The 26,316-nt window shown below is 65.7% G+C and carries 25 protein-coding genes and 2 pseudogenes; 20 read left to right on the top strand and 7 right to left on the bottom strand.

Annotation, left to right across the window (positions count from 1 at the left end):
• Positions 1-36: 36 nt before the first annotated feature.
• Complete coding sequence (locus ABT112_RS02225; RefSeq protein ID WP_351504582.1) at positions 37-987, top strand: Scr1 family TA system antitoxin-like transcriptional regulator; 951 nt, start codon at positions 37-39, stop codon at positions 985-987.
• 5 nt (positions 988-992) lie between these two features.
• Here ABT112_RS02225 and ABT112_RS02220 read toward each other — a convergent pair whose 3' ends face one another.
• The 5 genes from ABT112_RS02220 to ABT112_RS02200 form a co-directional block, all read right to left on the bottom strand.
• The gene (locus tag ABT112_RS02220) at positions 993-1,781 is read right to left on the bottom strand and encodes an SAM-dependent methyltransferase (protein WP_351504860.1); all 789 of its coding nucleotides are present in this window, start codon (positions 1,779-1,781) and stop codon (positions 993-995) included.
• A gap of 212 nt (positions 1,782-1,993) precedes the next feature.
• On the bottom strand, positions 1,994-2,479 hold the full coding sequence (locus ABT112_RS02215) for a hypothetical protein (protein ID WP_351504580.1): 486 nt from the start codon (positions 2,477-2,479) through the stop codon (positions 1,994-1,996).
• Between the two features lie 189 nt (positions 2,480-2,668).
• Complete coding sequence (locus tag ABT112_RS02210; protein ID WP_351504578.1) at positions 2,669-2,935, bottom strand: hypothetical protein; 267 nt, start codon at positions 2,933-2,935, stop codon at positions 2,669-2,671.
• Positions 2,936-3,653: 718 nt separating this feature from the next.
• Positions 3,654-4,253 carry a hypothetical protein gene (locus tag ABT112_RS02205; RefSeq protein ID WP_351504576.1) on the bottom strand — a complete coding sequence of 200 codons (600 nt, stop codon included), beginning with the start codon at positions 4,251-4,253 and terminating at the stop codon, positions 3,654-3,656.
• A gap of 23 nt (positions 4,254-4,276) precedes the next feature.
• Complete coding sequence (locus ABT112_RS02200; RefSeq protein ID WP_351504574.1) at positions 4,277-4,534, bottom strand: NucA/NucB deoxyribonuclease domain-containing protein; 258 nt, start codon at positions 4,532-4,534, stop codon at positions 4,277-4,279.
• A 983-nt stretch (positions 4,535-5,517) separates the two neighbouring features.
• On the opposite strand from ABT112_RS02200, the gene ABT112_RS02190 reads away from it, so the two are divergent.
• The gene (locus ABT112_RS02190) at positions 5,518-7,167 is read left to right on the top strand and encodes a recombinase family protein (protein ID WP_351504572.1); all 1,650 of its coding nucleotides are present in this window, start codon (positions 5,518-5,520) and stop codon (positions 7,165-7,167) included.
• A gap of 107 nt (positions 7,168-7,274) precedes the next feature.
• Entirely contained in the window at positions 7,275-8,447 is a 1,173-nt protein-coding gene (locus ABT112_RS02185; protein WP_351504570.1) for an FAD-dependent oxidoreductase, read from the top strand.
• A gap of 63 nt (positions 8,448-8,510) precedes the next feature.
• On the opposite strand, the gene ABT112_RS02180 is transcribed toward ABT112_RS02185, so the two are convergent.
• Positions 8,511-8,717, bottom strand: a complete 207-nt coding sequence (locus tag ABT112_RS02180) for a hypothetical protein (RefSeq protein ID WP_351504568.1) — start codon at positions 8,715-8,717, stop codon at positions 8,511-8,513.
• A 204-nt stretch (positions 8,718-8,921) separates the two neighbouring features.
• Here ABT112_RS02180 and ABT112_RS02175 point away from each other — a divergent pair, with 204 nt between their 5' ends.
• The 4 genes from ABT112_RS02175 (at position 8,922) to ABT112_RS02160 (ending at position 15,437) form a co-directional block, all read left to right on the top strand.
• The gene (locus ABT112_RS02175; protein ID WP_351504566.1) at positions 8,922-11,684 is read left to right on the top strand and encodes a hypothetical protein; all 2,763 of its coding nucleotides are present in this window, start codon (positions 8,922-8,924) and stop codon (positions 11,682-11,684) included.
• Positions 11,685-12,565: 881 nt separating this feature from the next.
• Positions 12,566-13,114 (top strand): hypothetical protein, encoded by a 549-nt coding sequence (locus ABT112_RS02170; protein ID WP_351504564.1) that lies wholly within the window; start codon positions 12,566-12,568, stop codon positions 13,112-13,114.
• A 2-nt stretch (positions 13,115-13,116) separates the two neighbouring features.
• Positions 13,117-14,259: an MAB_1171c family putative transporter gene (locus ABT112_RS02165; protein ID WP_351504562.1), complete on the top strand. Its 1,143-nt coding sequence runs from the start codon at positions 13,117-13,119 to the stop codon at positions 14,257-14,259.
• A complete protein-coding gene (locus ABT112_RS02160; RefSeq protein WP_351504560.1) occupies positions 14,253-15,437 on the top strand; it encodes an amidohydrolase family protein in 1,185 nt (394 codons plus the stop codon). The genes ABT112_RS02165 and ABT112_RS02160 overlap by 7 nt, the downstream gene beginning before the upstream one ends.
• A gap of 52 nt (positions 15,438-15,489) precedes the next feature.
• Here the strand turns inward: ABT112_RS02160 and ABT112_RS02155 are convergent, their stop codons facing one another.
• The gene (locus ABT112_RS02155) at positions 15,490-16,374 is read right to left on the bottom strand and encodes a helix-turn-helix domain-containing protein (RefSeq protein ID WP_351504557.1); all 885 of its coding nucleotides are present in this window, start codon (positions 16,372-16,374) and stop codon (positions 15,490-15,492) included.
• Positions 16,375-16,724: 350 nt separating this feature from the next.
• On the opposite strand from ABT112_RS02155, the gene ABT112_RS02150 reads away from it, so the two are divergent.
• The 13 genes and pseudogenes from ABT112_RS02150 (at position 16,725) to ABT112_RS02090 (ending at position 26,194) form a co-directional block, all read left to right on the top strand.
• Positions 16,725-17,036 carry a transcriptional regulator gene (locus ABT112_RS02150; protein ID WP_351504555.1) on the top strand — a complete coding sequence of 104 codons (312 nt, stop codon included), beginning with the start codon at positions 16,725-16,727 and terminating at the stop codon, positions 17,034-17,036.
• 8 nt (positions 17,037-17,044) lie between these two features.
• Positions 17,045-17,242 (top strand): hypothetical protein, encoded by a 198-nt coding sequence (locus ABT112_RS02145; RefSeq protein ID WP_351504553.1) that lies wholly within the window; start codon positions 17,045-17,047, stop codon positions 17,240-17,242.
• A 6-nt stretch (positions 17,243-17,248) separates the two neighbouring features.
• Positions 17,249-17,821, top strand: coding sequence for a WhiB family transcriptional regulator (locus ABT112_RS02140; protein WP_351504551.1), 573 nt, complete (start codon positions 17,249-17,251; stop codon positions 17,819-17,821).
• Positions 17,822-19,099: 1,278 nt separating this feature from the next.
• Positions 19,100-19,825 (top strand): ATP-binding protein, encoded by a 726-nt coding sequence (locus tag ABT112_RS02135; RefSeq protein WP_351504549.1) that lies wholly within the window; start codon positions 19,100-19,102, stop codon positions 19,823-19,825.
• Positions 19,825-20,109: pseudogene (locus ABT112_RS02130) on the top strand (DUF4326 domain-containing protein); the annotation flags it as partial. The gene ABT112_RS02135 and the pseudogene ABT112_RS02130, both read left to right, overlap by 1 nt.
• Before the next feature lie 66 nt (positions 20,110-20,175).
• Positions 20,176-20,595, top strand: coding sequence for a DUF6195 family protein (locus ABT112_RS02125; protein WP_351504858.1), 420 nt, complete (start codon positions 20,176-20,178; stop codon positions 20,593-20,595).
• Positions 20,596-20,657: 62 nt separating this feature from the next.
• The gene (locus tag ABT112_RS02120; RefSeq protein WP_351504547.1) at positions 20,658-21,710 is read left to right on the top strand and encodes a DUF2637 domain-containing protein; all 1,053 of its coding nucleotides are present in this window, start codon (positions 20,658-20,660) and stop codon (positions 21,708-21,710) included.
• 83 nt (positions 21,711-21,793) lie between these two features.
• The gene (locus tag ABT112_RS02115) at positions 21,794-22,354 is read left to right on the top strand and encodes a hypothetical protein (RefSeq protein WP_351504545.1); all 561 of its coding nucleotides are present in this window, start codon (positions 21,794-21,796) and stop codon (positions 22,352-22,354) included.
• Between the two features lie 50 nt (positions 22,355-22,404).
• A pseudogene (locus ABT112_RS02110) lies at positions 22,405-22,898 on the top strand (IS5 family transposase); the annotation flags it as partial.
• 209 nt (positions 22,899-23,107) lie between these two features.
• Positions 23,108-23,656: a DUF1062 domain-containing protein gene (locus tag ABT112_RS02105; protein ID WP_351504543.1), complete on the top strand. Its 549-nt coding sequence runs from the start codon at positions 23,108-23,110 to the stop codon at positions 23,654-23,656.
• Between the two features lie 1,012 nt (positions 23,657-24,668).
• A complete protein-coding gene (locus tag ABT112_RS02100) occupies positions 24,669-24,818 on the top strand; it encodes a hypothetical protein (protein WP_351504542.1) in 150 nt (49 codons plus the stop codon).
• 10 nt (positions 24,819-24,828) lie between these two features.
• Positions 24,829-25,806 (top strand): C40 family peptidase, encoded by a 978-nt coding sequence (locus ABT112_RS02095; protein WP_351504539.1) that lies wholly within the window; start codon positions 24,829-24,831, stop codon positions 25,804-25,806.
• 49 nt (positions 25,807-25,855) lie between these two features.
• Positions 25,856-26,194, top strand: coding sequence for a DUF8827 family protein (locus ABT112_RS02090; RefSeq protein WP_351504537.1), 339 nt, complete (start codon positions 25,856-25,858; stop codon positions 26,192-26,194).
• Positions 26,195-26,316 lie beyond the last annotated feature (122 nt).

Here is a 26,316-nt window from a genome sequence, read left to right as displayed (position 1 = left end):
GCGGGCGGGAGACTCCCGCCCGCACAAGGAGTGGACATGTCAGGTCAGATTCTGGCCTTGGTCGGACGGCAGGATGAGCCACCGCCGGCCACCCCCGCAGCAGCAGCGAAGCTCGTCGGCGTGCTGCTGCGGCACCTGCGGCTGAAGCAGGGGTACAAGCAGATTGATGTCGTGCGGGCCGTCCCGGAGTTCCGGTCTGATGCCACGCTGAGCCGCTACGAGAACGCCGCGGTCACTCTCAAGGCGGAGAAGGTCTTTGCACTCCTGCGCTTCTACGAGGCGCGGGAGGACTGGATCAGGGAAGCTGAGCTGCTCCTGCAGAGGCCCCACGAGCAGAGCTGGTGGTCCTCGTTCACGGATGTCGCGAACTCCACGCTGCTGGCCCTGTTCGCCCTGGAATCCACCTCGAGGGAGGTTCAGGTACTCCAGGAGAACAACGTCCCGGGGATGTTCCAGACTGCCGGTTATGCCCGTGCTTTGATGGCAGGTTTCGCCCGGGCACAGTCCAATTCTGAGATGCGACGCAAGTACCTTGAGGCCATCGACCGCCGGCTGGACATGCGCCGCCGTCGGCAGCATCTCCTCGACGAGCCCCATGCCCCCACTTTCAAGGCTGTCATCGCGGAATCGGTTCTGGACAAGGAGCTGGGTGGCACGAGGATCATGCGCGAGCAGCTGCGGTGGCTGTTCAATCTGGCGGAGAACAAGCCGAACGTGCATATCCGGATCCTGCCCGGGTCCGCCCTGCGTGAGGAGTCCCCGCTGCACCCTGCGATAACCCTGTGCAAGCCCTATGACGGGGCTGACGGCTGCTCCGTGTACCTGGAGGACAAGAACCGAAGCTGCGAGCTCCTCACCGACAGGGCGGAAATCGAGACCTACATGGCGTCGATGGACGACTGGTGGCCCCGTACCCTGTCGAAGACGGAGACCATGAGGCGTCTCCAGTACCACATCGACCGGCTCGCCGACGAGGAACCGGAGTAGCCCCGTCACCTGATGCGGGCGACCCCGCCGTACTCGATCCATTCCTCGGTCCGCTGCCGCGGAGCGAGATCGCTGTCCGGCAGCCAGCGCGAGACCTCGACCGGCTCGGGAGCTTCGAGGAGGTCCAGGCCCTCGAAGAGCCGGTTGACCTCGCTGATCGAGCGGACCTGCCCCCAGGAGTTGTTGGTGATCTCCTGCATGAATCCGGTGATGCTGTCCCGGAGTCCCTCGTCATCACTGGCCAGCTGCGAGATCACCAGATAGCTGCCGGACGGCAGCTGCTCGGCGACTTTGCGGACCAGTCCCCAGGGGTCGTCACCGTCCGGGATGCAGTGGAGAACGGAGACGAACAGGGCCGCGACCGGCTGGTCATCGCGCAGCAGTCGGCGCACTGCGCGGCTTGCGAAGATTTTTGTAGTGTCGCGCATGTCGGCGTTGAGGACGGCCGTGGTCGTCGGGTCCTCCGCCAGCATCATTTCCCCGTGGGCGAGGACTACGGGGTCGTTGTCGATGTAGACGACCTCACTGGCCGGGTCGATGTCCTGTGCGACCTGGTGCACGTTGGGCGTCGTGGGAAGTCCGGACCCGTGGTCGAGGAATCTGCGCACCCCCTGCACCTGCGCGAGATAGCGCACGGCCCTGATGAGGAATGCCCGGTTGACGAGCGCTAATTCACGAGTGCTGGGAGCCAGCCGGAGTAACTCCGTGCACGCTTCCCGATCGACGTAATAGTTGTCCGTCCCGCCCAGAAGGTAGTCGTACATTCTGGCAACGCTGGGCCTGCTGAGATCAATGATGAGCCGCTCCCCCCACTCTCGGACGCACGCATCCCCTTGGATACGGCAGGTCCCCGAAGGCAGAGATCCCATGGTAGAAGGGCAACCGTCACAGGGCTACCCTGGCCCATCGGCGCTGCATGGCATTTGATGGCATATCAGCCATCCTCTTGACTCCTAGCGTTCCGATGCGCACCTCTGTGCCGTGAGGGCATTCGACGCAGGCATATTCACAGTGTATGGGTGGGGAGGAGGTCTCGCAGGGCCCGTCGGCGCAGCAGCTCGAAGCCGGCCTCGGACAGCCCCATCGCGTGGCCGGCCCGGCGGGGCGGCAAGCCCAGTCTGTAGCGGAGGACCAGGGCGTCCGCCGCGTCACGGTCCAGCAGACCGTGAAGCCCGTATCGCGGCGCGGTTCGGTTCTCGGAGGCTCTGCGGGACAGCAGGCCCCAGGCGTGAGCCGCCGGTGAGGAGCTGCGAAGTGCCCTGTGCCACTGCTCGCCGAGGTCGCGCAGGGCAGCCCGGGCGATCCTGCTGCCGGCATGCCGGGATCCTGCGGCGGCAGCGCCGAACCGCTGGTAGACGGCCCAGTGGTCGGAGCAGAAGGCCAGGTAGGAGACGGGGAGTTGCTGAGCGGTCCGCGGTTCCATCCATGCGCAGCACCGGTCGCCGAGTTCGGCTTCAGCGCGCAGTCCCGGCGGGCTGGGGCGCATCAGCATGAGGTTCACCTCACAGGTGTTGCAGGCAGGGCAGAGCGGAGCCGGGCTCGCAGGCGGCACAACGCGTTGGACGACGGGCCGCAGGCAGGCGAAAGGGACACGGTCAGGAGTCGGCCGGTGGCGCGGGGGGATGTTCCGGCGGCGCCCCCGCCCGCCGGGGCGGACGGGGGCTTCACCCAGGTTGAGCCGTCAGACGGTGCGGCGGACCTTCAGGTAGGCGGCACAGCTGCGGTCGGACACGGAGGCCGCCGTCATACCCAGCAGGACCTCCACCGGGAGGGGTTCTGCGCGGGCGGCTGCCGTCGCGAGGGTGCCGATCAACAGCAGGGAACTGAAGCGGAGCGTCAACATGAAGACGCTCGAGATCGCGGTTTGCAGGAGGGCCGGCAGCGGAATGCTAACCTCTGGCGCTGCCGGAAGGACTCTTGCGAGCATCCGGCGGACGTGCTGAATCAATTTTCGTGCTCCTCGGTGCGTAGTTGAGAAGGCACGAGGGAGAGGGCCTCGAGTTGGTTGTCGTCAGCCTCGGGGCCCTTTTCGTGCCCACTCGGAAGCTAGTCACATTCCCCGCTTGCCGGAGCAGCTGATACACATGAAAGCGGAGCCGGGAACTTCCAAAAGTGCAGTGGAGCAGCGCTGGAGTTGACCGCTTCCCAACGCAGAGGAAGCCCTGTCGATCAATGGCGGAACCTGGTGGGCAACTTTGGTCAGAAAGGTGCAGGCGAGCCTGAAAGTCCCTCGCGCACCCGGCACACCACACCCCTCGTTCGAGTGAATCCTCCAGTCGGCGGCTCCGCCGGGGGCTGCAAACGATGAGATCCCGCAGCCGTGAAACCCGCCAAGCGCACCCCCGGGCCGCGGTGCCGGCCGGCAGGCACCGGGCTGGGGCTATCCGGAAGCCCTCCGCGTGTGCGGAGCCCAGAACTCACCTTCCCGAGGTTCGAGGTGAAGTGCCTGACAGCGCCGCGTGGTTTCCGTGGACGGGAGGTGGGCCTCCGGTGCGTACCCACATCCGCTACCTCCAGTCCGCGCTCCCCTCAGAGGCAGGGATGTCCCGGGTCGGCTCGACGTGCTCGCCCTGCCGACGACAAGTGGTCTTGGGGAGGATCCGCTCCTTGATGCCGGCGAGGGCGAGTCTTGGCGCTGGGGTCCGTTCAGCGGCACGTCGTCGAGGTCAGTCGCCCTCTTGTTCGAGGCGGGCCTGGCGTGCCCGGATGGCGGCGAGGCCGGAGTTCTCGGCCACCGGAACGGTGCGCGTGATCTCCTGGCCTGAGGATGCTTCACGGAGTTCCGCGCCGCAGGCGTCGTTGAGTGCCAGGGCCTGTGGCGGGGCGGGTGGTGCAGGCCAGGACTGGATCAGGTACCACTCCACCACATGCTCGGGGGCTTCATCCGGCGCCGTGTCCCTGCCCCGGGCGTGGAAGCGCAGCCGGTAGCTTCCCGGGCCCTGGGGGGCCAGGGAGGGGAAGGCTCCCGGGTCGGTCATCAGCTCCCCTACCGTGAGGTTTCCGGAAGGGGAGGTGACCGATACCTCGACGACTTCTTCGAAGCCGGCGAGTTCGGCTTCCGGTTCGGTGCCGTAGGCGCGGAGGGTCACTTCGATGTCGCCGGTGTGGATGCCGGTGTGGACGGTCAGCCGTCCCTCGCCGGCTTCGACCAGGCCGTTGTCCCCCAGCGGCAGGTCCTCGGTGACGCTGCCGGCTTCTTCCTGGACGAGGAACTGGCTGTAGTGGACGAAGAGCTGACCGGTGTGTTCAGTGATCGGGCGCGTCATCGGAGAGCCTCACAGGCCGGGGTTCAGGGCTTGATCCATACCAGGAACTTATCCTTGTTCAGGATCCGGCTGTAGATATAGAAGTTCACGAGGGCCGTCCCGCCCCTACTGTTCTGCGTCTTGTCGATCATGCGGCGGCTGAAGCGACCGTCGCCGGTCGCTGCTCCCTGGCAGGTGGAGGCGAAAGGGTCTCTTTGCAGCTGGTCCCGGCGGGCCGCGAAGGACCAGTAAGGCAGGGCCTGAGGGAAGGGGCTCATCCTCGCGGTGCGGAGCGGTTCCACGCCTGTGCATCATTGGGATGCACTGTGGGCTCATCCCTGCGGTGCGGGGAGCAGATTGAGCTCAGGGGGGCTCGTCCTACGTCGGGGGCTCATCCCCGCGATGCGGGGAGCGGCCCAGTCATCGCCGTCGCGCTTAGCTTGCTCCGGGCTCATCCCCGCGGTGCGGGGCGCAGCGCCGTGCCGTACTCGGCCTCCATCGGGCTCATCCCCGCGGTGCGGGGAGCGGTCTTCGTGATCTGCACTTTTATCAAGGGTCGACGCTTGTTTCAGCAAGGATGAGAGAAAAGGACATCCAGGACAGAAGGTGAATGCATTCGCCTGAGATCCCTCCATGCCACAGAATACGCGTTCACGCCCAGGTTTCTCAGCTGAGGCTGCCAGGCCCCCAAGACGCCCCGTCGGGGGCCCCACACCTCGGGCCGAGTCGGTAACCGGCACGCAAGGACAGGCAGTTCACGGAAGGCAAGTGCGGTCAGTTCCAACCGTTCGACATACACCGGGGACAGGCGGCAGCGGCACACAAGCCACCAAGCACCGAAACCCGAACTCGCCCCTGGGTGACAAGGGTGGGGACGCCATCAATACCCCACTCGCGGCCGGGTGCCTCAACAACGACTGCGCCCGGAGAGCGCAGCGAGGGGAGCGGCACCTAACGTAGGGACCTGCGCGACAGCCATTCACATCAGGCCTGTGATGCTGACCGCGGCAGTGACCACCTGGTTCTACGTATTCAGCACTGACACCAGTAAACTAACAACACGTAAGCGACAGGACGCATAGCCCACGCTCAAGAGGATGGGTGCGTCCCGCCACTTCGCTTCTACCATCGCCCCCACACTCCCCATGGCCACCAGTACACTGAATTGGAGGCGTACTGGAGCACATAAGGCGACTGGGAGTTATCCAGTCGATTCATACCGGCATCGTCGCACGATCCGGAGCGTCCGGCCCAGCAATCGAGGGCCAGACCCGGGAGTAATTAGATGTACACAGAACGTAACCAAGAAGGTACATCCCCTGCCCCGGCGGAGGAGATGGGTCCGAGCGATCTCGACCTGCGGGGCAGGCCCGCCGGCCTGGCGCCACCCGACGAACTTGCCCACCTCCACCCCGACACGGCCTTCTTGATCGCGTACTCGCGCATATCAGATGACTGGCGGAAGCACAACCGCAAGAAGGCGGCCACGTCGTCCTGGGCGGCTGGCAAGGGCGTCGCGAACCAGCACCGACGCAACGACAAGAACGCGGCTCGCCACGGAGCGATCATCGTCCACCGCTACACCGACAACGACTTGTCGGCCTCGAAGCGAGACGTCGTACGCCCCGACTTTCAGGCGATGCTTCGCGACCTGCGGCGCGGGCACACCCCCGAGGGCTACCCCGCGCACGGGGTCATCTGCGTGGACCAGGACCGAGTCCAGCGCACGGACCGGGACTGGGAAGACTTCGTGGACGCCCTGACCCTCGACACGAGTCGACGCTTCTACACCCCCTCCGGCCCGATGGATCTCACCGAGGAGAGCGAGATCATCAAGACCGGCGTCATGGCGGTGGTGAACAAGGCGGAGTCCCTGAAGAAGAGGCGTCGCATCCGCGACTGGCACCAGGACCGAATCCTTGACGGCCTCCCTCACAGCGGGCCCCGGCCCTTCGGCTGGGAAGAGGACCGCAAGACCCTGCGGCCGGACGAGGCGATGTTCCTGGCCTGGTCGATCGATGAACGGATCAAGGGCAAGGCCATGTCGACGCTCTGCCTGGAGGCGAAGCGACGCGGACTCACAGGTACTCGGGGTGGGGAGATCGTCCCTCAGACCCTTACGCAGATGATGACGGCTCCGCGAGTTTGTGGTTATCGCGCCAACCGCGGCGAACTCGTCCTGGACGACGAAGGGTCCCCGATCGCCGGCATCTGGCAGACGATCTGCTCACCCGAGAAATGGCTCGCGGTCTGCGCGACCTTTGGGGACGGCAGCACCTACCTGGCGCGCGGCGCTGGAACTCCGCGAATAACCGGGGTGCCAAAGACCATAAAGTATATGGGGTCCACCCTGCTTCGCTGCCAGTATCGGTTTGGATATGACGTCAAAGACCCTTCGCTCATCGGTCGGGTCTGCAATAAACCAATGGGCGGCAACAAGGCTCGCAGCAGGAAGAGCCCATACGTCTACCTCTGCGCCCGATGCTCGCGCAATGGAATATCCGGCCCGATGGTTGACATGCAGATTCAGCGCTTGCTCCTGGCCAAGCTGGAACAAGCTCAGGCAACCTTCATCCCGCCTGACACCCTTTGGCCAAAGGAAGGTCAACTACGGCAGCGAGCCGACAAGTTGGCCGAACTGGAAGATCAGTGGAGCGAGGACAGGATCAGTAGCGAGATGTTCTATCGGCTGGCCCCGAAGATTGAGAAGGAAGTAAAGGCGCTTCGGCGTGAACGCGCACAGTTCGAGTTGGCATCCCAGGCCGAGAGAGAAGCGCCGGGCGATGTAGCTCGAAAGTGGCTGGCCGGAGAATACGACCTCGAACAGAAGCGTAAAGTGCTGTTCGAGGCATTCGCCGCAATCCAGGTGCTGCCGGGACAGAAGGGCAACAAGACCCCCGACCCCAAGAGGCTTATCCCTATCTGGAATCAGTGAGCCGAGCAGCGCCGACCCACCCGACGGCATGCGGATGGCGACCGGAGCCTAATTCTGCGGACTCTTTTAGGACTCCGAGGAACCTGCCGAGAAGAGCGGAGTGATACGTGACACGCATTCTGATCATCGGTGGTGGGGTCGCCGGCACGGCGACTGCGCTGGCCCTGCACAAGGCAGGGTTCAACGTCACCGTGCACGAGGCGCACCCCGACACGGCCGAGGACATCGGGGCGTTTCTGGCCGTGGCGAGCAACGGGATGCGCGCGCTGACGGAACTCGACGCCTCGGGCGTGGTCACGGCGCTCGGTTTCCCGCTGCATTCCATGCGAGTACTCGACGCCCAGGGTGGTCAGCTGGCCCAGGTGCCGCTGGGCGAGGCCGACAACCCGCGGCTGCGGTACCGGTGCCTGCGCCGCGGCGAGTTGAACGCCGCCCTGCAGGCCGAGGCCGTCCGCCGAGGAATCCGGCTGTCGCACGGGGCGCGGCTGGTGTCCGTCGAGAACAGGCAGGACGAGGTGACCGTGCGCTTCGCTGATGGCAGCGTCGCGACCGGCGATCTGCTCGTCGGCGCAGACGGCCTGAGTTCGGTCGTCCGGCGATCGGTCGCGCCCGGCGTGGAGCCCGTCTACGCGGGGCAGGGCGTCTTCTACGGCTACACGAGCAGTAACCCGGCGGCTGAGGGCACCGGCCGGTTCACCACGGTGCGGGGCAGCGCCGCGGCCTTCGGCTACATGGTCTCGCCGGATGGGGAGACCTACTGGTTTGCCCGCGTCAGCGGCGACGCCGTGCCCGTCGACGAACTCGCACACCCCACGCCGTCCCGCTGGCGAGAACAACTCGTCGCGCTGCTGGCCAAGGACGCCACCCCCGCCGCGGACATCGTCGCGGCCTCCACCGACGACATCATGGCCACCAACGCCACCGAGATCCCGCCCGGCACCCGCTGGAACTCCGGGCGGACGCTGCTCATCGGCGATGCGGCGCACGCCGCCTCACCGGTGACCGGGCAAGGGGCATCGATGGCACTGGAAGACGCCGTCATCCTCGCCAAATCTCTGCGGGACACCCCCGGCCTGGACAGCGCCCTCTCCTTGTACGAGGCGTGCCGCCGTCCCCGCGTGGAGCACAACATCATCGCCAGTGGAGAGATCTCCCGCCGCACCCGCACCCCACCGCGCACCGCCGGGGCACCGCCCCCGCAGCGCCCCGGCGACGACACCCTGGCCGTGCAACTGGACTGGAAGCTCGACATGCGCACTACCTCTGACGATGCGGACTAGTCGTCCTGTCGGGTGAGGTTGGGGATGGAGAGCAACTTCCAGCGGCAGATCGTGTAATGGTCATCATTTGCTCGTCCAGGACGCGAGCAGGGTGAGCGCTGCGATACTCGTGGCGAAGGCGGCGACGAAGGTGGAGGCGGCCCTGATGGCCGCGGTCGGCAGCGTGGCCCCGTCCAAGCGGTGCAGGACGCCGGCCACACCTGCCGCGAGGGCGGAGCAGACGGCGGCAACGGTCAGAACGAGAACGGCCACGACGGCGGACAGGGACATGGACTCTCCTTGGGTGGGCGGGCAGCTGTGCGCTGCGTGATGTGAGTACCGTGCCGGGGGGTTTGGGTGTCCCACACGCCGATCGGACAAGCAGGTGTCCGGCCAGTCGAGTCAGCAGGTCAGCGGGGTGCATCGCGCTGCTGGGCGTCCAACGGCGAATAGCGTCGGACACCACCTGCTGGGATGTCCGACAGGGGGAGAGAGATGGCCGGCGACGAGGGGGGCTCGGTGGAGGCGGAGGAACACTTCCGTTCGTTGTTGCTCACCCTGGGCAATCTGCGCAAATGCGTCGCCTTTCCCATCAGGAAGTTGGCGAGTCAGGTCGGGGTGCCGCGCAGCACCTTGGTGTCGTGGCTGAAGGACGCGACGATTCCCGATGAGGTCGACAGGGTGAGGAAGGCGGCCGACCTGTTGCTGGACGCTGCCCGTAATCACCCGGACGCCTCGGCAAGCGACTATGTGGTCCGCCTTGACCGGGTCGACTGGGCGCGGGCACACGCAGCGGCTCAGAATGCTCGGGCTGAGGGGCGCAGCCGGTCGGCCCGCACCGGCAGCGCGCGACGAGCACAGTCGCAGCAGGCCGACCGCTCCCCGGTGCAGCACCAGGTCGTTCCCCGCAATGCGTCGTCGTGGACGGCTCGCCAGCTGGGAATCCATGCTGCGGTGCCTGGTGGCCGGGGCGACGATGATCGCGGCGAGTTCGCGCTGCCGGACTATGTGCCGCGAGAGCACGATGCGCGCGTACGCGCGCGGTTGCGATACGTGGTCGAGGGCGGCGAGGCAGCACTGTTGGTGTTGCGTGGCGGGTCGTGTACGGGCAAGACCCGCACTGCGTATGAGGCGGTGCGGGACGTGGTACCCAACTGGCGTCTGCTGTACCCGAAGACGGCGCAGGCACTGGTGGAAGCGTTGGCAGGTTCGTCCGTGGTGGGCCAGACCGTGTTGTGGCTGGACGACCTGCACCGTCTGCTGGCCGAGCCGGCCGGAGAGGACGCGGCAGTGGCGCTATTGGAGGTGTTGGAGCGGCCCGGACCGGTGGCAGCCGTGGCAACGATCTGGCCCGAGAACTATCAGGCGCTGGTCGCAACGCCCGTCGCGGGCCAGGCGGACCGACATCGGCAGTCCCGCGCGTTGCTCAGGTGTGGGTGGATGGTTGACGTGCCGGTGGCGTTCACCGGTCAGGCGTGGCAGGAGTTCCAGCGGCGGGCGGCTGCGGATGCGTCCTTGTCCGCGGTGGCGGCAGCTGCCGGGGCTGAAGGGGCGGTGACTCAGACTCTGGCGGCTGGGCCCGAGTTGTTGGACCACTGGCGGCAGGCGCCCGACGCCTGCGGTAAGGCGTTGATCACTGCGGCCGTCGACGCTCGTCGGCTGGGCATACGCTCGCCCTTGCCAGAGACATTCCTGCAACAGGCGGTATCCGGCTATCTCACCCCGCGCGAGCGGGGCCAAGCCAAGGTTGCGTCGTGGTTCGAAGAGGCGTTGGACTACGCACGCCGCCCGATCAAGCAGGTCACCAGCGCGTTGCTGCCGGTTGCTCCTGCCACCGGAATGGGTGCCGTGCCGGGCGTTGTCGATCTGGCGGACTATCTTGAGCAGCACGTGGGCGACCTGCGCTGGGACCAGGTGCCACCCGCATCCTTCTGGGACGCCGCACTCGAACATGTCGCTGCCGGTGAGGATTTGGAACGGCTGGCTATACACGCCTTCTCCCGCAGCCGATACCGCATTTCACGTGATCTGTACCTGCGGGCTCTGGCGCGAGGCCACTCGGACGCCGTTGAGGGCCTGTGCTTCAGTTACGCCGAGACCGGCCGCATCCTGACCTCGGAAGCCCGCGAAGAACTCGCCGCGCATGCACGCGAGGTGGACGATGGCGGCTACAGCCTGTGGTACGTCGGCTCGACTCTGGCGACCGTGGGTACCGACGTCCGCGACAAGGCAATGTGTGCCGTGGCCGCTGAGCTGCTGGCTGAATCCATCGATGCCGGGTACTTCGATGCCGCGCACTCTCTGGCTGGTATGTGGCAGGACGCCGGGTTCGTCACGGAAGCTGCTCAGTTGCTTGCGTACACGCGTGCCGCGGAGGCGAAGGCGCCGGGTACTCCCTCCGCGCCGGGTTCTCCTCTTGTGATGCAGATCGAGGCGGCGTTGGCAGCTCCGGCGAACCGGGGCAACGAGCGGGAACGGATCGAAGCCACGCCGCATGAGATCCGCGCCCTGGGCCGCCGGCTCGCCACCACGCCGAGGGCACTTCCCTCGGGCTGGCTGACCAACCTGCCCGCGCTCGGCGAAGTGGACCTCACCGAAAAACTGCTGCGCGCACTGATCGACGCCGGCTCACGCCCAGGGTATTTCAGCCTGGAGAATTTCCTGAGGGCACAGGGGCGGCACGACGAGGCGACAGCGCTGCTGCCGACAGCCGCGGAGGAAGGCGATGATCTTGCGGTGGTCGACCTTGTCTCCCGTTGGTCGACAACTCGTCCCGAAGAGGTCCGGAACCTGCTGGAGCGCTGTCGGCGCACTGGTCGCACCAAGGCCGTGATACTTGCCGTGCGTGCGCTGCTCATGCGGCCCCAGCCAGCCGCAGTGCACCTGGCCGAAGAGTTCCTGACCCTGCTGGCGAAGGACGGTTCGAGCGCAGCGCAGCTCATGTTGGCGTTGTGGCACCTGGATCAGTGGCAGGAGAGGGAACCTGCGCCGGATGAGGCAGTGCCCTCGAAGATCATCGCGCTGCTCAAGGAAGCATCTGCGCACGAGCCGGAGGCACGTCGCCTGCTGGGCCAGCACGCGCAGATCACCGGCGATGCGCCCGAAGCCGAACGGCACTTCCGGGGCGCTGTGGATGGCGGGGACTACACCGTGCTGGCCGACCTAGCCCCGCTTCTGCCGCACGACTCCCCCGAAGGCAGTGCCAAGGTGCTGCGTCACGGTCTAGAGGCCGATGGCTCGGTCAGCCCAGCGTGGTGAAGGTTCCGGCGGTCAGGATTTGAGCGCCGTCGGTCGAGGTCTCAATCATCACGCGCTCGACGACCCATGGGAGACCACCTTCCAGTTGTCGGCGACCTTCCTCCTGGATTTGCGGGTGTTAATCCGCGCTGCGCTTTCAGGAAGGGCAGCCATCACGCCGGTCGAAAGCACCCTACGCGCCTCCGTCCTCACAGATAGCCGCAAGGGCGCACAGGTGGTATCAAATACAGAACAACAGGTAGCTCTCCGCCCGAACCGCCCCAAACTTCCCCAAGCGGCCGCCGCCACACCTCATTCCGCCTGAGGATTTATTATCTTTGCGGCATGATCACCCTGAATCACAGCCAGGGAAGATCTCGAATCCATAACGGTATCCGGAGCGCTCCACTCCGCTTGAGGGTGATCACGTCGCGCAAAAATTTGCAGCTCAAACCGTGATCGCAAAACAAGGAAGGCCGTTTTGGGTGGTTTCACGAAGGTCGGTAAACCGTCTGCCCTCGCTTAGCAGGGCGCACTCTGGTCAATCTTCGTCAGCACGGTCACGTACTGTCCAAAGAAGTTCCCGGAGGCCCGGTTGAGGCAGCCGTCGGCAATTCATTCCCGATTCGCGTTCGCGACATCTGGGCGATGGAGCGGCCAAACGCCGAAGCTTGAAGGCTCGGTTCGGAAGCCCGTACAGCCATCGATCGCCTTCCGCATGCACCGAGGAACTGGACGTCACCTCGGGCGCCGTATCACCCGGCAGCCCATTCACCGCCGGTTGAAGGAGTGCTCAAATGTGGCCGAAGAGCCGTGGCCGCAGAGCTGCTGAGCCCAAGCTGCCCGTCCAGGGCAGAAGCCCTGGACGGATGAACCGCGGGCGTACCGCCGCGAATCGCAATGTGGAGAAAGATCTCCACCGCCTGATTCGAAGAGAACTGCGAGACCTGGGGATCTATCCACCTCTGGATGTGGAAGAGCTGTGCCGAGCGCTGAGTAAGCGGCGCGGGCGGCCCCTCGTCCTCCGGTCGGCCCCGCTGGAGCGGCCTGGCCCCTCGGGACTCTGGGTCGAATTCGATGACTACGACGTGATCCTTTACCAGGAGGAGACGACCCGGCTGCATCAGGAGCACATCGTCCTGCACGAGGTGGGCCACATCTTCCTGGCCGAGCACGCAGAGCTTCGTGAGCAGGCAAGCGCCGAGCAGGAGGATGACAGCGACGCCTTCGTCAGCGGCTGGGCCGACATGCTCCCGATGTTCGATCCCGATCTGATCAAGCGAGTGGCTAGACGCTGCTCATACGACGATGGAGAGGAGTGTTCGGTCGAACTGGTGGCGACGATCATCCTGGAGTGGTCGTCGGTGCTGGAGGGCGCTACCTCGATGTCAGAGGACCCGTCGCTCCGCCGGATCGAGTCCGCTTTTGGTGACCGGCGAGGGTGGCTTTAACGATGGAATTCTTTCTGCTGTTGCCTGCGGCAGCCGTCGTGTGGAAGCTGTACCAGCTGACGCGGGCCCCCCACGATGCGCCACTCCGAGCCGTCGTTCTCTGCCTACTCAGTGCAGGATTGTCGTACCCCTTGGCTATGAATCGCTTCGCCACTGCCGTGGACACCATGGCCGGATACGGGACAGCGAAGCTGATTCAGAACGTGCTCCTCCTTCTGATGGTGTACTTCCTTATGTGCTTCTACCTGTACTCAGCAGGCGGGCAGGTCGGGCGTCATCGGGCTCGGCGTGAGGCCGTCGTAGTCGCGGTGGTGGCAGTGGCGATCACCATGGCGGCGGAGACGGTTCCGCACCCGGCCCTCGCGGGGTCGTTCATCACGGCAGACATGACGATTACTCAGGTCGCCTTCTTTTACGGAGGGGCCGGCCTCTATCTCACGTACGCCCTGGGCATGGCCGCTCACTGGACGCGGAAGTACGCCCGCATGTCGCGCCGCCCACATGCCACGGGCCTCTGGATGGCGGCAATTGGGCTCGGAGCCATGGCGGTGGCCTGCGCGATTCGCGCGGTCATCGTGGCTATCCGATGGAGCGGGGGGAGCGTGCCGCGACCGCTCATGTCGGGCGTGGCCGTTGTAGTGCTGCTGTCCATCCTGCTGTTCCTGGCAGGCGTGACGTACTCGGGGGCTCGCGCCAGGATCGCGTCCGCAGGCCTGTGGCTTCGGCACCGGCGTGACCACCGTCGGCTGAGTCCCCTGTGGGAGCTGCTGGCGGAGGCGTACCCCGAGAACGTGCTGAGGCCCGCCTCTGCATCTGTCCGCGACCGGTGGCGGGCTCGTGGGGTGCATCGTCGCTACCACCGGCGGATAGTGGAGTGTCGGGACAGTCTGGTCGACATCAGCCCATATCTGGCTTGCGAGGGGGACGGCAGCGCAGCACTCGAACTCCCCCCTGCCGAGTTGGCCGCCCGACTGCGCCGAGCCGTAGCCGAGATCGGGCAAGGCGATCCCGCACCGCGCCAAGCTGTGCCGCTGGCGATGGCTCTGGGAGGTGATCATCGATCGGACGTGCAGCAACTCATCGCGGTATCGGACGCGCTCCGCACTGCCGCACAACCGTCGACTCCCTTGGAGACGAGATGCTGATCACTGGTGGCCGAGTGCTTATCGGTTCCGGAACCTATTTGGACGACGGCGCAGTTCTGATCGACGGAGATTCGATCACCGCGGTTGGATCCCGGGCGCAGATCCTGGACCAGGCTCGCGCCGACATACCGCGGTTCGACTTCTCCGGAACCATCGTGCCAGGGCTGATCGACGCCCATGTGCACCTCGTGTTCGACGGTGGTACAGAACCCCTTGCAACGTTCCTCTCGTCGCCCGACGAGCGCTTGTTTCAGGACATGCGGAGCCGTGCGGAACGACTGCTGCACAGCGGAGTGACGACGGCGCGCGACCTCGGCGACCGCAATGGCCTGGCGCTGCGCTTGGCTAAGGATATCGACGCGGGCCGAACGCCGGGCCCCCGGATCGTCGCGGCCGGCACGCCCGCGACCCCACCCGGCGGACACTGCTACTTCCTCGGCGGCGAGGTCTCCGGTGAGGCCGAGATCCGCGCTTTGGTCCGGCGCAACCTTGCAGCGGGAGCCGCTGTCATCAAGGTGATGGCGACTGGTGGCGGGCTGACCAAGGACGGGCCCAAGAGCTTCGAGAGCCAGTTCTCACCGGAAGAACTCGCGGCGCTGGTGGACGAGGCCCACAGAGCGGGCGTTCGAGTAGCCGCCCACGCTCACGGAGCAGACGGCATCGCCGCGTCCGTGGAGGCAGGCGTGGACACGATCGAGCATTGTACGTGGATGACGGGCAATGGCTTCGACCTCCGCCACGACGTACTGAAGCGGATCGTCGATCAGGGCATCGTGATCTGCCCAGCAGTGAACCCTCGTTGGCAGATGCTCCCGCTCGTCTTCGGCGCAGAGCGAGCAGAAACGATCTTTGATCAGGTGCGGCAGATGGAGGCCGCTGGCGCAAAGATCATTACCGGAACTGACGCCGGAGTCCAACGCGCCGGTTTCGACAGCCTGGTCCCAGCCTTGTCCTTCTACGCCCATCTGGGACTTGCCAACAGCAAGGTCATCGAGCTGGCGACCTCTGGAGCAGCCGAAGCCCTGGGGCTGGGCTCGACGACCGGCCGGATCGCCCCCGGCTGCCGCGCGGACCTCCTCATCGTTGACGGCGACCCCCTCGCCGATCTCGACGCGCTGTCGCAGGTGCAGGCGGTGTTCGCCGCTGGCCGCCAGTACGAGCCGCGGGCGGAGGCATAGCGAGCAACTGAACTCGGCGTCTGTTGCCGGGCAACATGCTCAGCGACAGACGCTATTCGCTTCCGGGGTCAGCCTTCTTGTCCAGTTCCGTGGCGAGGTCATTCAAGATCGACAGAACGCCGGGCGGCAGCCCGGTGGATGTCATGCCCCGGGCGCGGACGCGGCCCACTGCCCCCTGCTTGGCCGCCGACATGAGGCGCAGCCCTTCGTAGACCTGCCGTGCAACGGCGTCGTCCGCTTCGAAATAGAGGTGGGAGATGCCGAAGGTGCTGGCCAGTCCCTGGCGGACCACGGGAGCCGCCTCCTCGTCCTCGCCCGTGCGAAGTCTCCGTACCTTCTCGGCCGAGATCACGTCTGCCCCGGCGTAGGCGTTCACGGAGTCCGCGATTTCTTGATCACTCGGTGCCGACTGGTCAGTGTAGGAGCGCTCCAGAATCAGGGTGATCTTGTCCGCCAAGGTGCGGGGAGGTTGCTCGGCAGCGGCGACCACAGGCTCGTCCGCTACTTCATCGCCGTGGGCTCTGGCGAAGGAACGCTCCGCAGCTCGTCTCAGCTCGTCCTCGGTCACCCCATAGGCACGCGCGAGGCTAGAGATGTACTTGTCCTTGAGCCGCCGGACCCCCTGTTCAGCCCCTGCCACAGGTCCATCGCTCTTGGTGCCGATGACATCGGCCGTTTCGTACCGGTAGAGGCCAGCGTCGCAGCGCAGATCCTTGAGGTCAGGCAACCCGGTGCGCGGGAAGAGATCGTCCAAGCCCTGCATCAGGACCCGAGCGAGGGCGGGCAGCTTCTCCTGATCCGGGGACGACGAGCCGATCTCCCATCCCGCTACCGTCGAATCCCCAACTCCCAAGGCCGTAGCCACGTCAGACTGCGAGATCTCTTCGGCTCGCCGTACTGAGCGCACACGAGCTCTGTCGAAGCGTCGAGCAGGCATCCGATCCTCGTTTTCGGACGACCCGAGGAAACCTCGGGGTGTTGACTATTCTGCCGGGTCGCGATAGCTTCAGGTTAGCGAAAAACGAGGGACTTCGCACCCCTCCGCCTTCGCTTGCCTGTCCGCGCCCCAGCGGGGCGCGGCCGGGTAGAGGGACAGGGGCCGAAACGCAATCGGCGCAAGGACACCCCCCTCAAAACGCGCCATCGGCGCCCGGGAGTTCGCAGCTCCCGGACGCCAGACAGCCCGTGACCGGCACCCCTTCGCAGGGGGTGAAGGCCACTCGGTAAGCCGCTCCGTGTCCCTAGCACGGCATTGACGGAGCGGCGCACTACACAGAGGAGTGTCGCATGTCTCCCTCCGCGGACTGCAACCCGAAGTCAGGGACCGGCCCGGCCCGCGCCGAGCGGCTGGCCGCTCAGCTCACGTCGATGCTGCCCGGGGCAGTCGTCGTCCAGGTGCGCCTTCAGGGGCCACGGACCCTGTGGCCCCATCTGGGACTCACCGCGCTGAACGAATGCGGACAGGCCCTGCGCGTGCCGCGCGCGAAGTCTCTGCCTATGGCGCGGTGGATCATCCGCTGCTTCCCTCATGCTCGCTGGGCCACCACAGGTCATGCCTTCAACCTGCGGACGGCGGAACTCCGCGGGCTGGAAGCGTGAGGGCCGCCATGGCAGGCGCAGGTGACATCGAAGCCTCCATCGATGAGTGGGTGCGCACGCAGCTCGATGCTTCCCCCGCATGGAGTCGCGAGAAATGGGAAATGCTCGGGAGCCTTCTCGATGTCGAATTCTCCATGCCCGGTGAGCAGCCTCACGTTTTCAAATTCCCTGCAACTGGCAGCGCGACCGACAGCGAAGCTGCGTGAGGCGACATGAGTGCCAACATAAAGACCCTATCTGGGGCAGCATTTCAGGGCGATTGGAACCCGCTTTTCAGGGAAGCCGAAAAGGCCCGCGGCAAGCACTGGGCAGAAGAAGCCAACTGCATTAATCGCGACATTGGCATCTTCTTTCCCAAGGGAGACCACCCGCGGGAGGACCCGCATGAAGTGGCGGAGCGTCTGGCGCTGTCCATCGTCCGGCCAATGAAGTTGTGCGCGTCCTGCCCTCTGCCCGTGGCAGCGCGCTGTTTGGTCGACTCGATCGAGCACGATGACGAGTGGGGAATTCGGGGCGGCCTGCTGGCCTCTGAGCGCTCGCAGTTGCGGGCGACCTGGCAGCAACGGGTAGACGACAAGGTCGTTGAGCGCGCTCTTCGCGGGGCGACGGCGCCACTAAGTACAGGCGAACGTGAAGCGGTTATCGCGCGCTTCGCAGCGGACTCTTCCGTACTGGACGCTGCCGCTGTGGCTAGGGCTCTCGGCGTCACGCGCGATTACTTGTTCAAGCTCGCCTGGCGCGCACGGAAGAAGTCCCGGCCGGCACCTGCCGTAGACGCTGCCTAAATTCACCTCACTCTGAGGAACTGATTCTGCACGCAAGGCTCCTCCTTGCAGTTCCGGAGACTCCCATGGTCTACGACACACAGGATTCGTGCGAGAGCCTTCGCGCAGCAATCCTCGCAGTGGCCCCGGTCGCTGCCCTAGTTCGCGTCCATCCAAAGCGACGAGTTGTTACCCATGTATTCGGGCATGACTTCGATCGCGCTCTCATTGGGTGGGAGAACGAAATGGCGATAGCGCATATGGTGCGCCAAAACTTCGGTGACACCATTGACTGGCGGTCGGCGTATGACTTCCACGTTCCCACGGGACACCTCTATCTCACTCCAGAGCCGACCCAGCTGGGCTACGTCCCCGAGGATGACTTGACATTCGGCATGGCCTCGTCGCGCCTCATACGAATAGGCGACGGGGAAATTCGATGAGCGAAAGCATTACGAATATCGTCTGGTCAAAGTCTCAGTCGTGCCGAGGTTCGCGTCTCGTGATGCTTGCCCTCGCTCGCATGGCTGATGACCGAGGTCACGCGACTGCGACTCTGGAAGAAATTTCCCACAGCACCCGCCTTACGGATCGCGCTGTCCGTAAGTGCGTAAACGAGCTGTCGGCGCTGGGGGAACTTACACACCAGCGTGGGGGCGGCGCGTCCAACCCCAACAAGTACTCCATACTCCTTCACGACGACTCCGCCGAGGGTAGTTCATCGCAGAGCAGTGAAGTTCCTACAAGTGCCGTCGGGGCTCGGCAAGACGGAACCACGTTCCCGGAACACCCTTCCGGGAACTCCCTCGAAAGCCCAGCAAGTAGGAACTTTACGCCTTCAGAGTCGGAACTTTCTTCCTCGCGTACGCGTGGTAGTAATACTCCCTACGGGAGTATTACTACCACCCCTAAGCAAGCTAGCTTGCCCAGTGGGCATCATGAAGAGATCTCCGAAAGTCCGGTAACAGTTCCCGATGGCGCGAAGGAACTGGTGGCGGCGATGACGGACGCCGGAATGCTGGTCGGCTGGCGTCTCACAGCTGACGAATGGGCCCAGGTAACAGCGCTGGAAGACCAATGGGGTCACGCGCGGCTGGTGGAAATGGTCGCCCGACGCTGGAATGCGGACCGACCGCCTCAGTCGGCTCGTTATCTGCTTCGGATATGGGCTGATCTCCCACAGGGGTCTACGCCAGGGAAGTCAGCAGCCAATGTCGTACCGATACGTCGACCGCCCTCCGGACACATCCCTTTTCAGAACGCAGCAAATGCGAGTGCTTACCAGAACGGATTTTAATCATGGCCGAGCCTGAACGGGCGGGAAGTGCCCGGTCCATGCGCGCCTTGGAGCGAATACTTTCAGCGAAGGGAATCGAGATCGTGTCCGACTGCTTCGACAATGGGTCTCAGGAAGAGAATCCCGGCGATCGTGCATGGCACCGTCGCGCGCGGGCCGAGTACGCACTGAACCGCTGGAAGACCGCGACTCCGCCCCGGTTCCGTGATGCCGAATCGACCATTCCCGAGGTCGCCACCTGGGCCGATGAAGCCTTGTCGGATAACGCCTCTGCGGGGGGCATGCTCCTTACCGGGCTGACCGGTACGGGCAAAACGCACCAGGCTTATGGTGCCCTACGGCGTATCGCGGCCAGCGGTCCGGATAAGTTCGAGCTGATCGCAGTGAACAGTGCGGACATGTACGGCAGCCTGCGCCCCTCTCAAGTCATGGGCGCTGCGGAGAGGGAGCTTCGGCGGCTCAGCGAAGTGCAGTATCTGCTTCTCGATGACTTGGGTTCGGCCAAGACTTCCGAATGGACAGAGGAGGTCACGTACCGGCTTATCAACTACCGCTACAACCACTGCCTTCCCACGATCATCACGTCCAACTTGCCCGCCCGGGACGACGAAGGCCCTGACCTGACCGACTTCGTCGGTGCCCGAGTGGCCAGCCGCCTCGCGGAGATGGTGACGACCCTCGTTCCGATGACCGGGAACGACCGTCGCCGTGGCAGGAGGGCATCGTGATGCCAATCCGGCTGTGCGGTGGGCTGCAAGACCTTGCCGATCCCTCCCGCTGCGCCTTCGTGGGGTTGGGCAGTCCGTACGCCAATCCGTTCACGGTCGGCGTTCCCAGCCCTTCCCCGGAGGGCCTGCCGATGGATGCGGCCGAAGCCGTCGACCTCTTCGCGGCCACCCTCCGAGGTCCGGTAGGGCGCTACCACGCAGCCCGTTTCGCCCGTGAGCTGCACGGCCTTGATCTGCTGTGCAACTGCCCACTCGACCTGCCGTGCCACGCAGACGTCCTGCTGCTTCTCGCCAACAGATCCGTCACCTCCGCTACACCCTGCTCCTCGCACTGCTCGGAAGGTCTCCCGATGAGTCACCCGATCATGAACGCTGCGGCACAGCGCCTCGCGACCGCCGAAGAACGGCGAAAGACCGCGCGGGAGACTGCCTTCCGCACCTGGGGGCCGCGGTCCGTGACAGCAGCCTCGAAGTACGCGCGACGCATCCTGGGGCACCCGGCGCTCACTCTCGACTGGGAGGTCCTTGGGCTCCTGTCCTTCGAGGAACACCTGCAAGCGTTCGCATCGCTCAACACCGTCGGTGGTCAGCACCTGGAGCTGTACTACACCGACCAAGGAGGTACGGAACGCATCCTGCTGCGGGTGTCGTGCGTGAGCTGCCCGAGTCAGCACGTGCACGAGGTGACGTCCCTGGAACAGCTCGGTCAGCTGCTCTCGCAGACTCCGGCTTGGCAGGACATCGGCCCGCGCAACGGGGGCAACCTCTGATGTCACGCGCACACATAGACACCAGGGCGGCCGATCAGCAGTGGGTCTACAGCCTTCGCAGGATGACGGCCTGGGACCGTTCCGCGATCGTCATGCTCGGCGCGGCCGGCTTCGCCTTCTCCTACGACGCGCTACGTCAGGTCGCCATCGCGATCCACGCGCGGGAGAGCCTTAGTTACCTGTTCCCGGTGTTCATCGACGGGTTCATTGCGTACGGCGTTCGAGCGATCGTCCTTCTTCGTCACCAGCGCTTCGGCGCTCGGTTGTACGCCTGGTTCCTGTTTCTCGCTGCGACCGGGGCGAGTCTCGGCGCGAACGCGTTGCACGCCATCACGCTGAACGATGCCCCGGAGGCCGGACGGTCCGCACTGCACCTCGCGGACGGTGTGGTCGGGGTGCTGTCGATGCTCGCGCCGCTCGCGCTGGCAGGCTCGGTGCACCTCTACATTCTGATGGCGCGGACGGCTGAAGTGCCGGTCCCGGACGGTGCGGACAGCGGTCCCGGACCGGACCGCGAAGAGATGTCGACACTCGAACGGGTCGAAGTTCAGCCCGATCCTCGTCCGCTGGAAGCAGCGATGACGGTGGGGGCACGAACCCTTACATCTGGTCCGTCCGCAGCAGGAAAATCCGCCCCGCATCCCGTTGACCTGCGGAAACATGAAGCGGAGCGCGAAAGGTGGACGCGTGCGGACGGCACGCATCCCCAAGCGTCCAGGGGCACGGACGGCGCGGACGAAGTCACCCGGGCCGCGGACGGACGGGACGCTGCGCCGGCGGACCACGGGAGAGCCACGGCAACCCCGACAGCGGCAGAGCTCTCGGACCCGGCAGCGGTCCGCGCCTTTGCGGACAGCGAGAAGCCGTCCGTCCCTCACGATGCGGACTGCCCGCAGGATCGGGAGGCCGACGACGAGTGGTTGGCGGAGCTGCTGCCGATCGCGCAGGCCGCTACTGAGCAGGCCGGACGGATCAGTCGTGACGTGGTGGCGGGCGCTGTGCGCAAGCACCAGGCGATCAGCAACGACCGGCTTGGGCTGCTGCTGGCCCGGCTGAGGGAAGAGGCCGAGGATGCTGCGACGACGCCCGCAGCCTCCTCCAGTGCCCTCTGGTGATCTCATCTCAAGAATGGCCCCGGGGCCTGTACGCCCGCGCCGCACAGGTCCTGGCCGGCCAGTTCGATCAGGAAGGAACGATCATGTGGTCTCGCCGACGCGATCGGGCGGAGGACGCCGTCCGCGCCGATGCCGTACAGGCAGCGTCCGCGCTTGCGGCTCATCTCCAGGGCGGGGGCGAACTTCAGCCGCTCCAGGTGAATGACGTTCCTCTGGCCTGCGGCGAGGTCGTCTTCGCCGACGTGATCTGCTCCGCCGCCCGCTTCTACGGAACAGAGGTTGCCTACCTGCCCTCGACCAGCGGGTACTTCGAGGACCACCCGACCTTCGGCCGGCGGTGGGTGTCCAACGGCCGCCTCGACGCCCGTCGGCGCCGAGAGGCGGAGAACGCCGCCCTACCGCAGTGGCGCGATCACACCGTGGCCAGAGTGCTGCTCACCTCGACCGGTGTGCGGCTCAGGCCGACCGGATCACGTGACTGGCTGCCGTTCGACCATGCTCTCCTGACCGGAGTCGCCGCCGAGGAAGAGCCCGCGGTCGTGCTCTCGTATAGCGTGTGCGCGCCTCTGCTCCTCTCTGGCCCGGCTACGCCGTGGCTGAGCGTGGCCATCGAGCACCTAGGGCCTGTCCGGCGGATCTTGTGACCGTCGTGACTTCGGCTCGTTGGCATGAGCATGGATAAGGGGCGGGTAGATTGGAGTGGGCCCGGCTGAAGCCACATGTGCCGAAGTCCGGGCAGTGCGGCGGCCGTTGGGCCAGCCACCGCAGGGTCATCAACGGCATCTTGTACCGACTGCGCACCGGGGTGCCGTGGCGAGATCTACCTGCGCGTTTCGGTCCATGGAAGACCGCGTACGAACGCCATAGACGCTGGTCGGCGGACGGCACGTGGGACAAGATCTTCGCGGCCGTCCTGGCCGACGCCGACGCGGAAGGCCGCATCGACTGGTCCATGGTGAGCGTGGATTCGACCTCCTGCCGGGCCCACCAGCACGCCGCCGGGGCCCGTAAGACGGCGCCGCGGGTGCCGGGAAAAGACGCACGCCCCGGCAGCACCGCCCCGACGAGGGACTCGGACGCTCCCGGGGCGGTCTGACCTGCAAGATTCATCTGGCCGGTGAGGGTGGACGCCGCCCCCTGGCCCTACTGATCGCTCCGGGGCAGTGGGGCGATGCCCCACAAATGATCTGCCGGTCAGAACCTGGCGGTGAGGCGCTCGAAAACCAGTGGAACAGCGCCCCTGTGTGCCATTACCGTGCTGCCGAACCAAGTCGTCTAGGCAAGGACGTGCCGTTGTACACCCTGTGAGACCTCCCGAGTGCTGATTTGTCGCGCGTCGCACGTGTGCGCCGCGCTCCTTTCTGCTGCGGTCTTCTCACTGAAACCGGTGTACTTCTGTGCTCAACAACTGGGTTGTCATGCCCACCTGCCTGCCTCTCGTCCTCCGCCGTTGCCACACGTGCGCGTCCGAACGCTTCCGGGCAAACGGCAAGTTTCGCGTCAACGCAAACCGCAAGCTCCTCGACGCCTGGCTCCTCGTGCTCTGCACCTCTTGCGGGGAGACTGCAAAGCTCACGATCCTGGAGCGGGTGAATGTGCGCTCCGTACGGCCTGAGCTGCTGGACTGCCTACATGCCAACGACCTTGGTCTGACAGCCGAGTTGCTCCAGGATCCGGTCGTGCAGCGTCGTAATCGCATCGCCCTCGACTGGGACGACGCCTGGCGCCTCGACACCGGCGGATCGGGTTACATGGACCGCGAGGCGATCGACGTCTCGGTCCGCTTTGCGGCGCGGATCCCTGTCCGGCCGGTGCGCCTGATCGCTGAAGGGTGCGGTCTTTCGCGGGCCGAGGTCGAGAGACTGATCACGGAGGGGAAAATCGTTTCGGCAGTCCGGCTGAGCGGCAAGCTCTCCTGCGACTTCACCTTCACGCTCAAGCGCTGAGCCCCCTCCCCAGGGGCCAGGGGTCTGTCCGGCAAGATCCGCCGGACAGACCCTAAGCCGCCCTGCTGCATAAGACCGAGAACCCCTCGACCACAGAAGCCGGAACTTAATTCCTGGAATTAGATTCCGGCTTTCTTGCTGGTTCGACTTGTCCGCGAACCCCTGCAAGGATTCAGGCACGGCCAACGCCACAGGGCGTTTTCCGGCCGTGGAGATCGATTCACGATACCCTCCGAATCGCACAAGGGGTTGATGGCCTTGATATGAGTGACGGGCCTAGCCCCTAGGTCACTGCACGCAATCACGCGATCTGGAACTGATCGCAGAATTCGATTCGACGCGGGTAGCGATCGAATCATTCCACAGAAGAGGCCAGGCAGATAGAGCCCGGCCACAGGCTCCGACCTGCCCTTCAAATTCCCCGGCAATCGCCGGTAAAGCCCGCAGGAAGCACTCCCTCCTCTTCCTGCGAAGGGGCGGCGCGGCCCCATCCCCCGCGGGCCGCGCCGCTCGTACCCCCCCGAAATTCCTGCACCAAGGTTGTGGTTCCCCAATGCCTCGATCCACCCACTTCGTACCTATATCCGCAGCACTAGGAGTTGCTGGCTCTCTGGCTCTCCTGTCGACCGGGTGCTCCAGCTCGACCAGCGGCACATCCGAGACCTCGCCCTCGGCCGCACAGCGACACTCCGTCTCGGCGGGCGCCTCCGACACGGCCTCGCCGAGCACCAAGGACTCAGAGACATCTCCAAGTTCCATCCTGCCGAAAGACATTGAGCGCACAGCACGCGCCTTCACCACGGCCTATGCAGAGCACGACGCACGCGACGGAGCCGACAGCTCGTACGCGAACGCCGGCGCTCGGGCGGCCCGCCTCGCCTCCGGGGAACTCGCGGGCGTCCTGGCCCAGCAGCGGCCGAGCCAGGACGCCGCGTGGGCTGCCCTGCGAGCCGAGAAGGCACACCAGACGGCGAAGGTCACGTCCGCCGTCGTCCCTGACGGCGCACCCGCGGTGACCGGCTACTCCGCCCTCGTCCGCGCGGGCTACACCCTCACGACCACCCCGAAGTCCGGGCCCGCGCGACGCAGTAGCGAACAGCTCGCGCTCCGCCTGGAGCACACCTCCAAGGGCTGGCGCGTCGTCTCCTTGCCTTGGGCATGACGGGGCCGCGATGAACAAGGGCACTCAAGCTGGCCTGGGACTCGTCACAGCCGGACTGATCTCCGGCGTCGCCCTGCTGACCACGTTCGGCGGCGCCGACAGCACCTCCGCGCAGAAGGCCGGCCCCGGCGGCGGCATCAAGACGGACGCGCCCGTGCCGGGCTGGGTCCGCGAGTTGATCAACAAGCACGCGGGCGAGTGCCCGCAGGTCACCGCATCGCTCCTGGCGGCTCAGCTCTACACCGAGAGCAAGTTCGACCTCAAGGCGACCTCACCCGTCGGAGCCATCGGGATCGCTCAGTTCATGCCGGGGACCTGGGCTCAGCACAGCAAGGATGGCGACGGGGACGGGGTCAAACACATCCGAAACCCGGCCGACGCCATCGCGGCACAGGTCGCGTACGACTGCACCTTGGTCGACGAGGTCAAGAAGGTGCCGGGCGACTCGACGGACAACATGCTGGCGGCCTACAACGCGGGCGGCGGTGAGGTGATCAAGTACGGCGGCGTACCGCCGTACCCCGAGACCCGCGACTACGTACGCAACATCCGTGTCCTGGCCTCGAAATGGGCGAATGTCGTCCGCCCGGACGCTCCGGCTGGCAAGGGCGCGGCCCGCGCGATCAGCGCTGCGAAAGCCGCGCTGGGCACCTGGTACCGGTGGGGCGGCAGCTGCACCTCCCCGTACAAGGGCGCGGGCGGTTGCGACTGCTCCTCGCTGACCAAAATGGCCTGGGCGTCAGCGGGCGTGAACCTCCCCAGAGTCACGTACGACCAGGTCCACGCCGGTACCGCCGTCAAGAGCGTTTCCCAACTCGCCTCGGGCGACCTGCTGTTCAGTGTCCCCGGCAGCTCCGGACCTGAGCACGTCGGCATGTACATCGGCGGCGGCCAGGTCATCGACGCCCCGCACACCGGCGCTCAGGTGCGGACCAAGCCGCTCAGCTACTGGAAACCGCAGATCACCGCGATGCGGCACGTCGGCTAATCGTACTAAAACCTCCCAAACCATCACTTACAGCACCAAGGGGCTGAACATGCACAACCTCCTGTCTGCCGCTGCCGATTCCTCCCTCCACACCACCCTCGCCGCCGGAGCCGACGTGGTGTCCGGCGTGAAGCCCGATTGGGGCCCCTTCGGCGAGCTCGGCGGCACGGCGAAGGTCATCCTCGGCGTCATTGCCGCCGTCGTCCTCGTCCTCGGGGCCGGTGCGTTCCTCGCCGGTGTCGGCAAGTCCAAGGGCTGGTTCGGAGAAGGCCACAGCACGATGGACAGCTCGCGCGGCAAGGGCATGATGGTCGGCGGCCTGACCTGCGTCTTTCTCGTGGCCTCCTTCGGCACCATCTTCGCCATCACCTACGGCATGGGTGTGTGACCCATGACGTCCCGATCCCGACGGAGGAACGTTTCCTCATCACAGTCCACCGGAGCCCGCCGACCGTCGGCGAAGCTCTGGGGCATCGCCGCCGGAGGGGCGGCCGTCGTCACTGCGGCCGG

It is taken from the genome of Streptomyces sp. NPDC002055, from assembly GCF_040296705.1.
GTDB lineage: Bacteria > Actinomycetota > Actinomycetes > Streptomycetales > Streptomycetaceae > Streptomyces.
The sequence above is the reverse complement of the archived record's forward strand: the minus strand, read 5'-3'. Positions and strand labels throughout refer to the sequence as shown.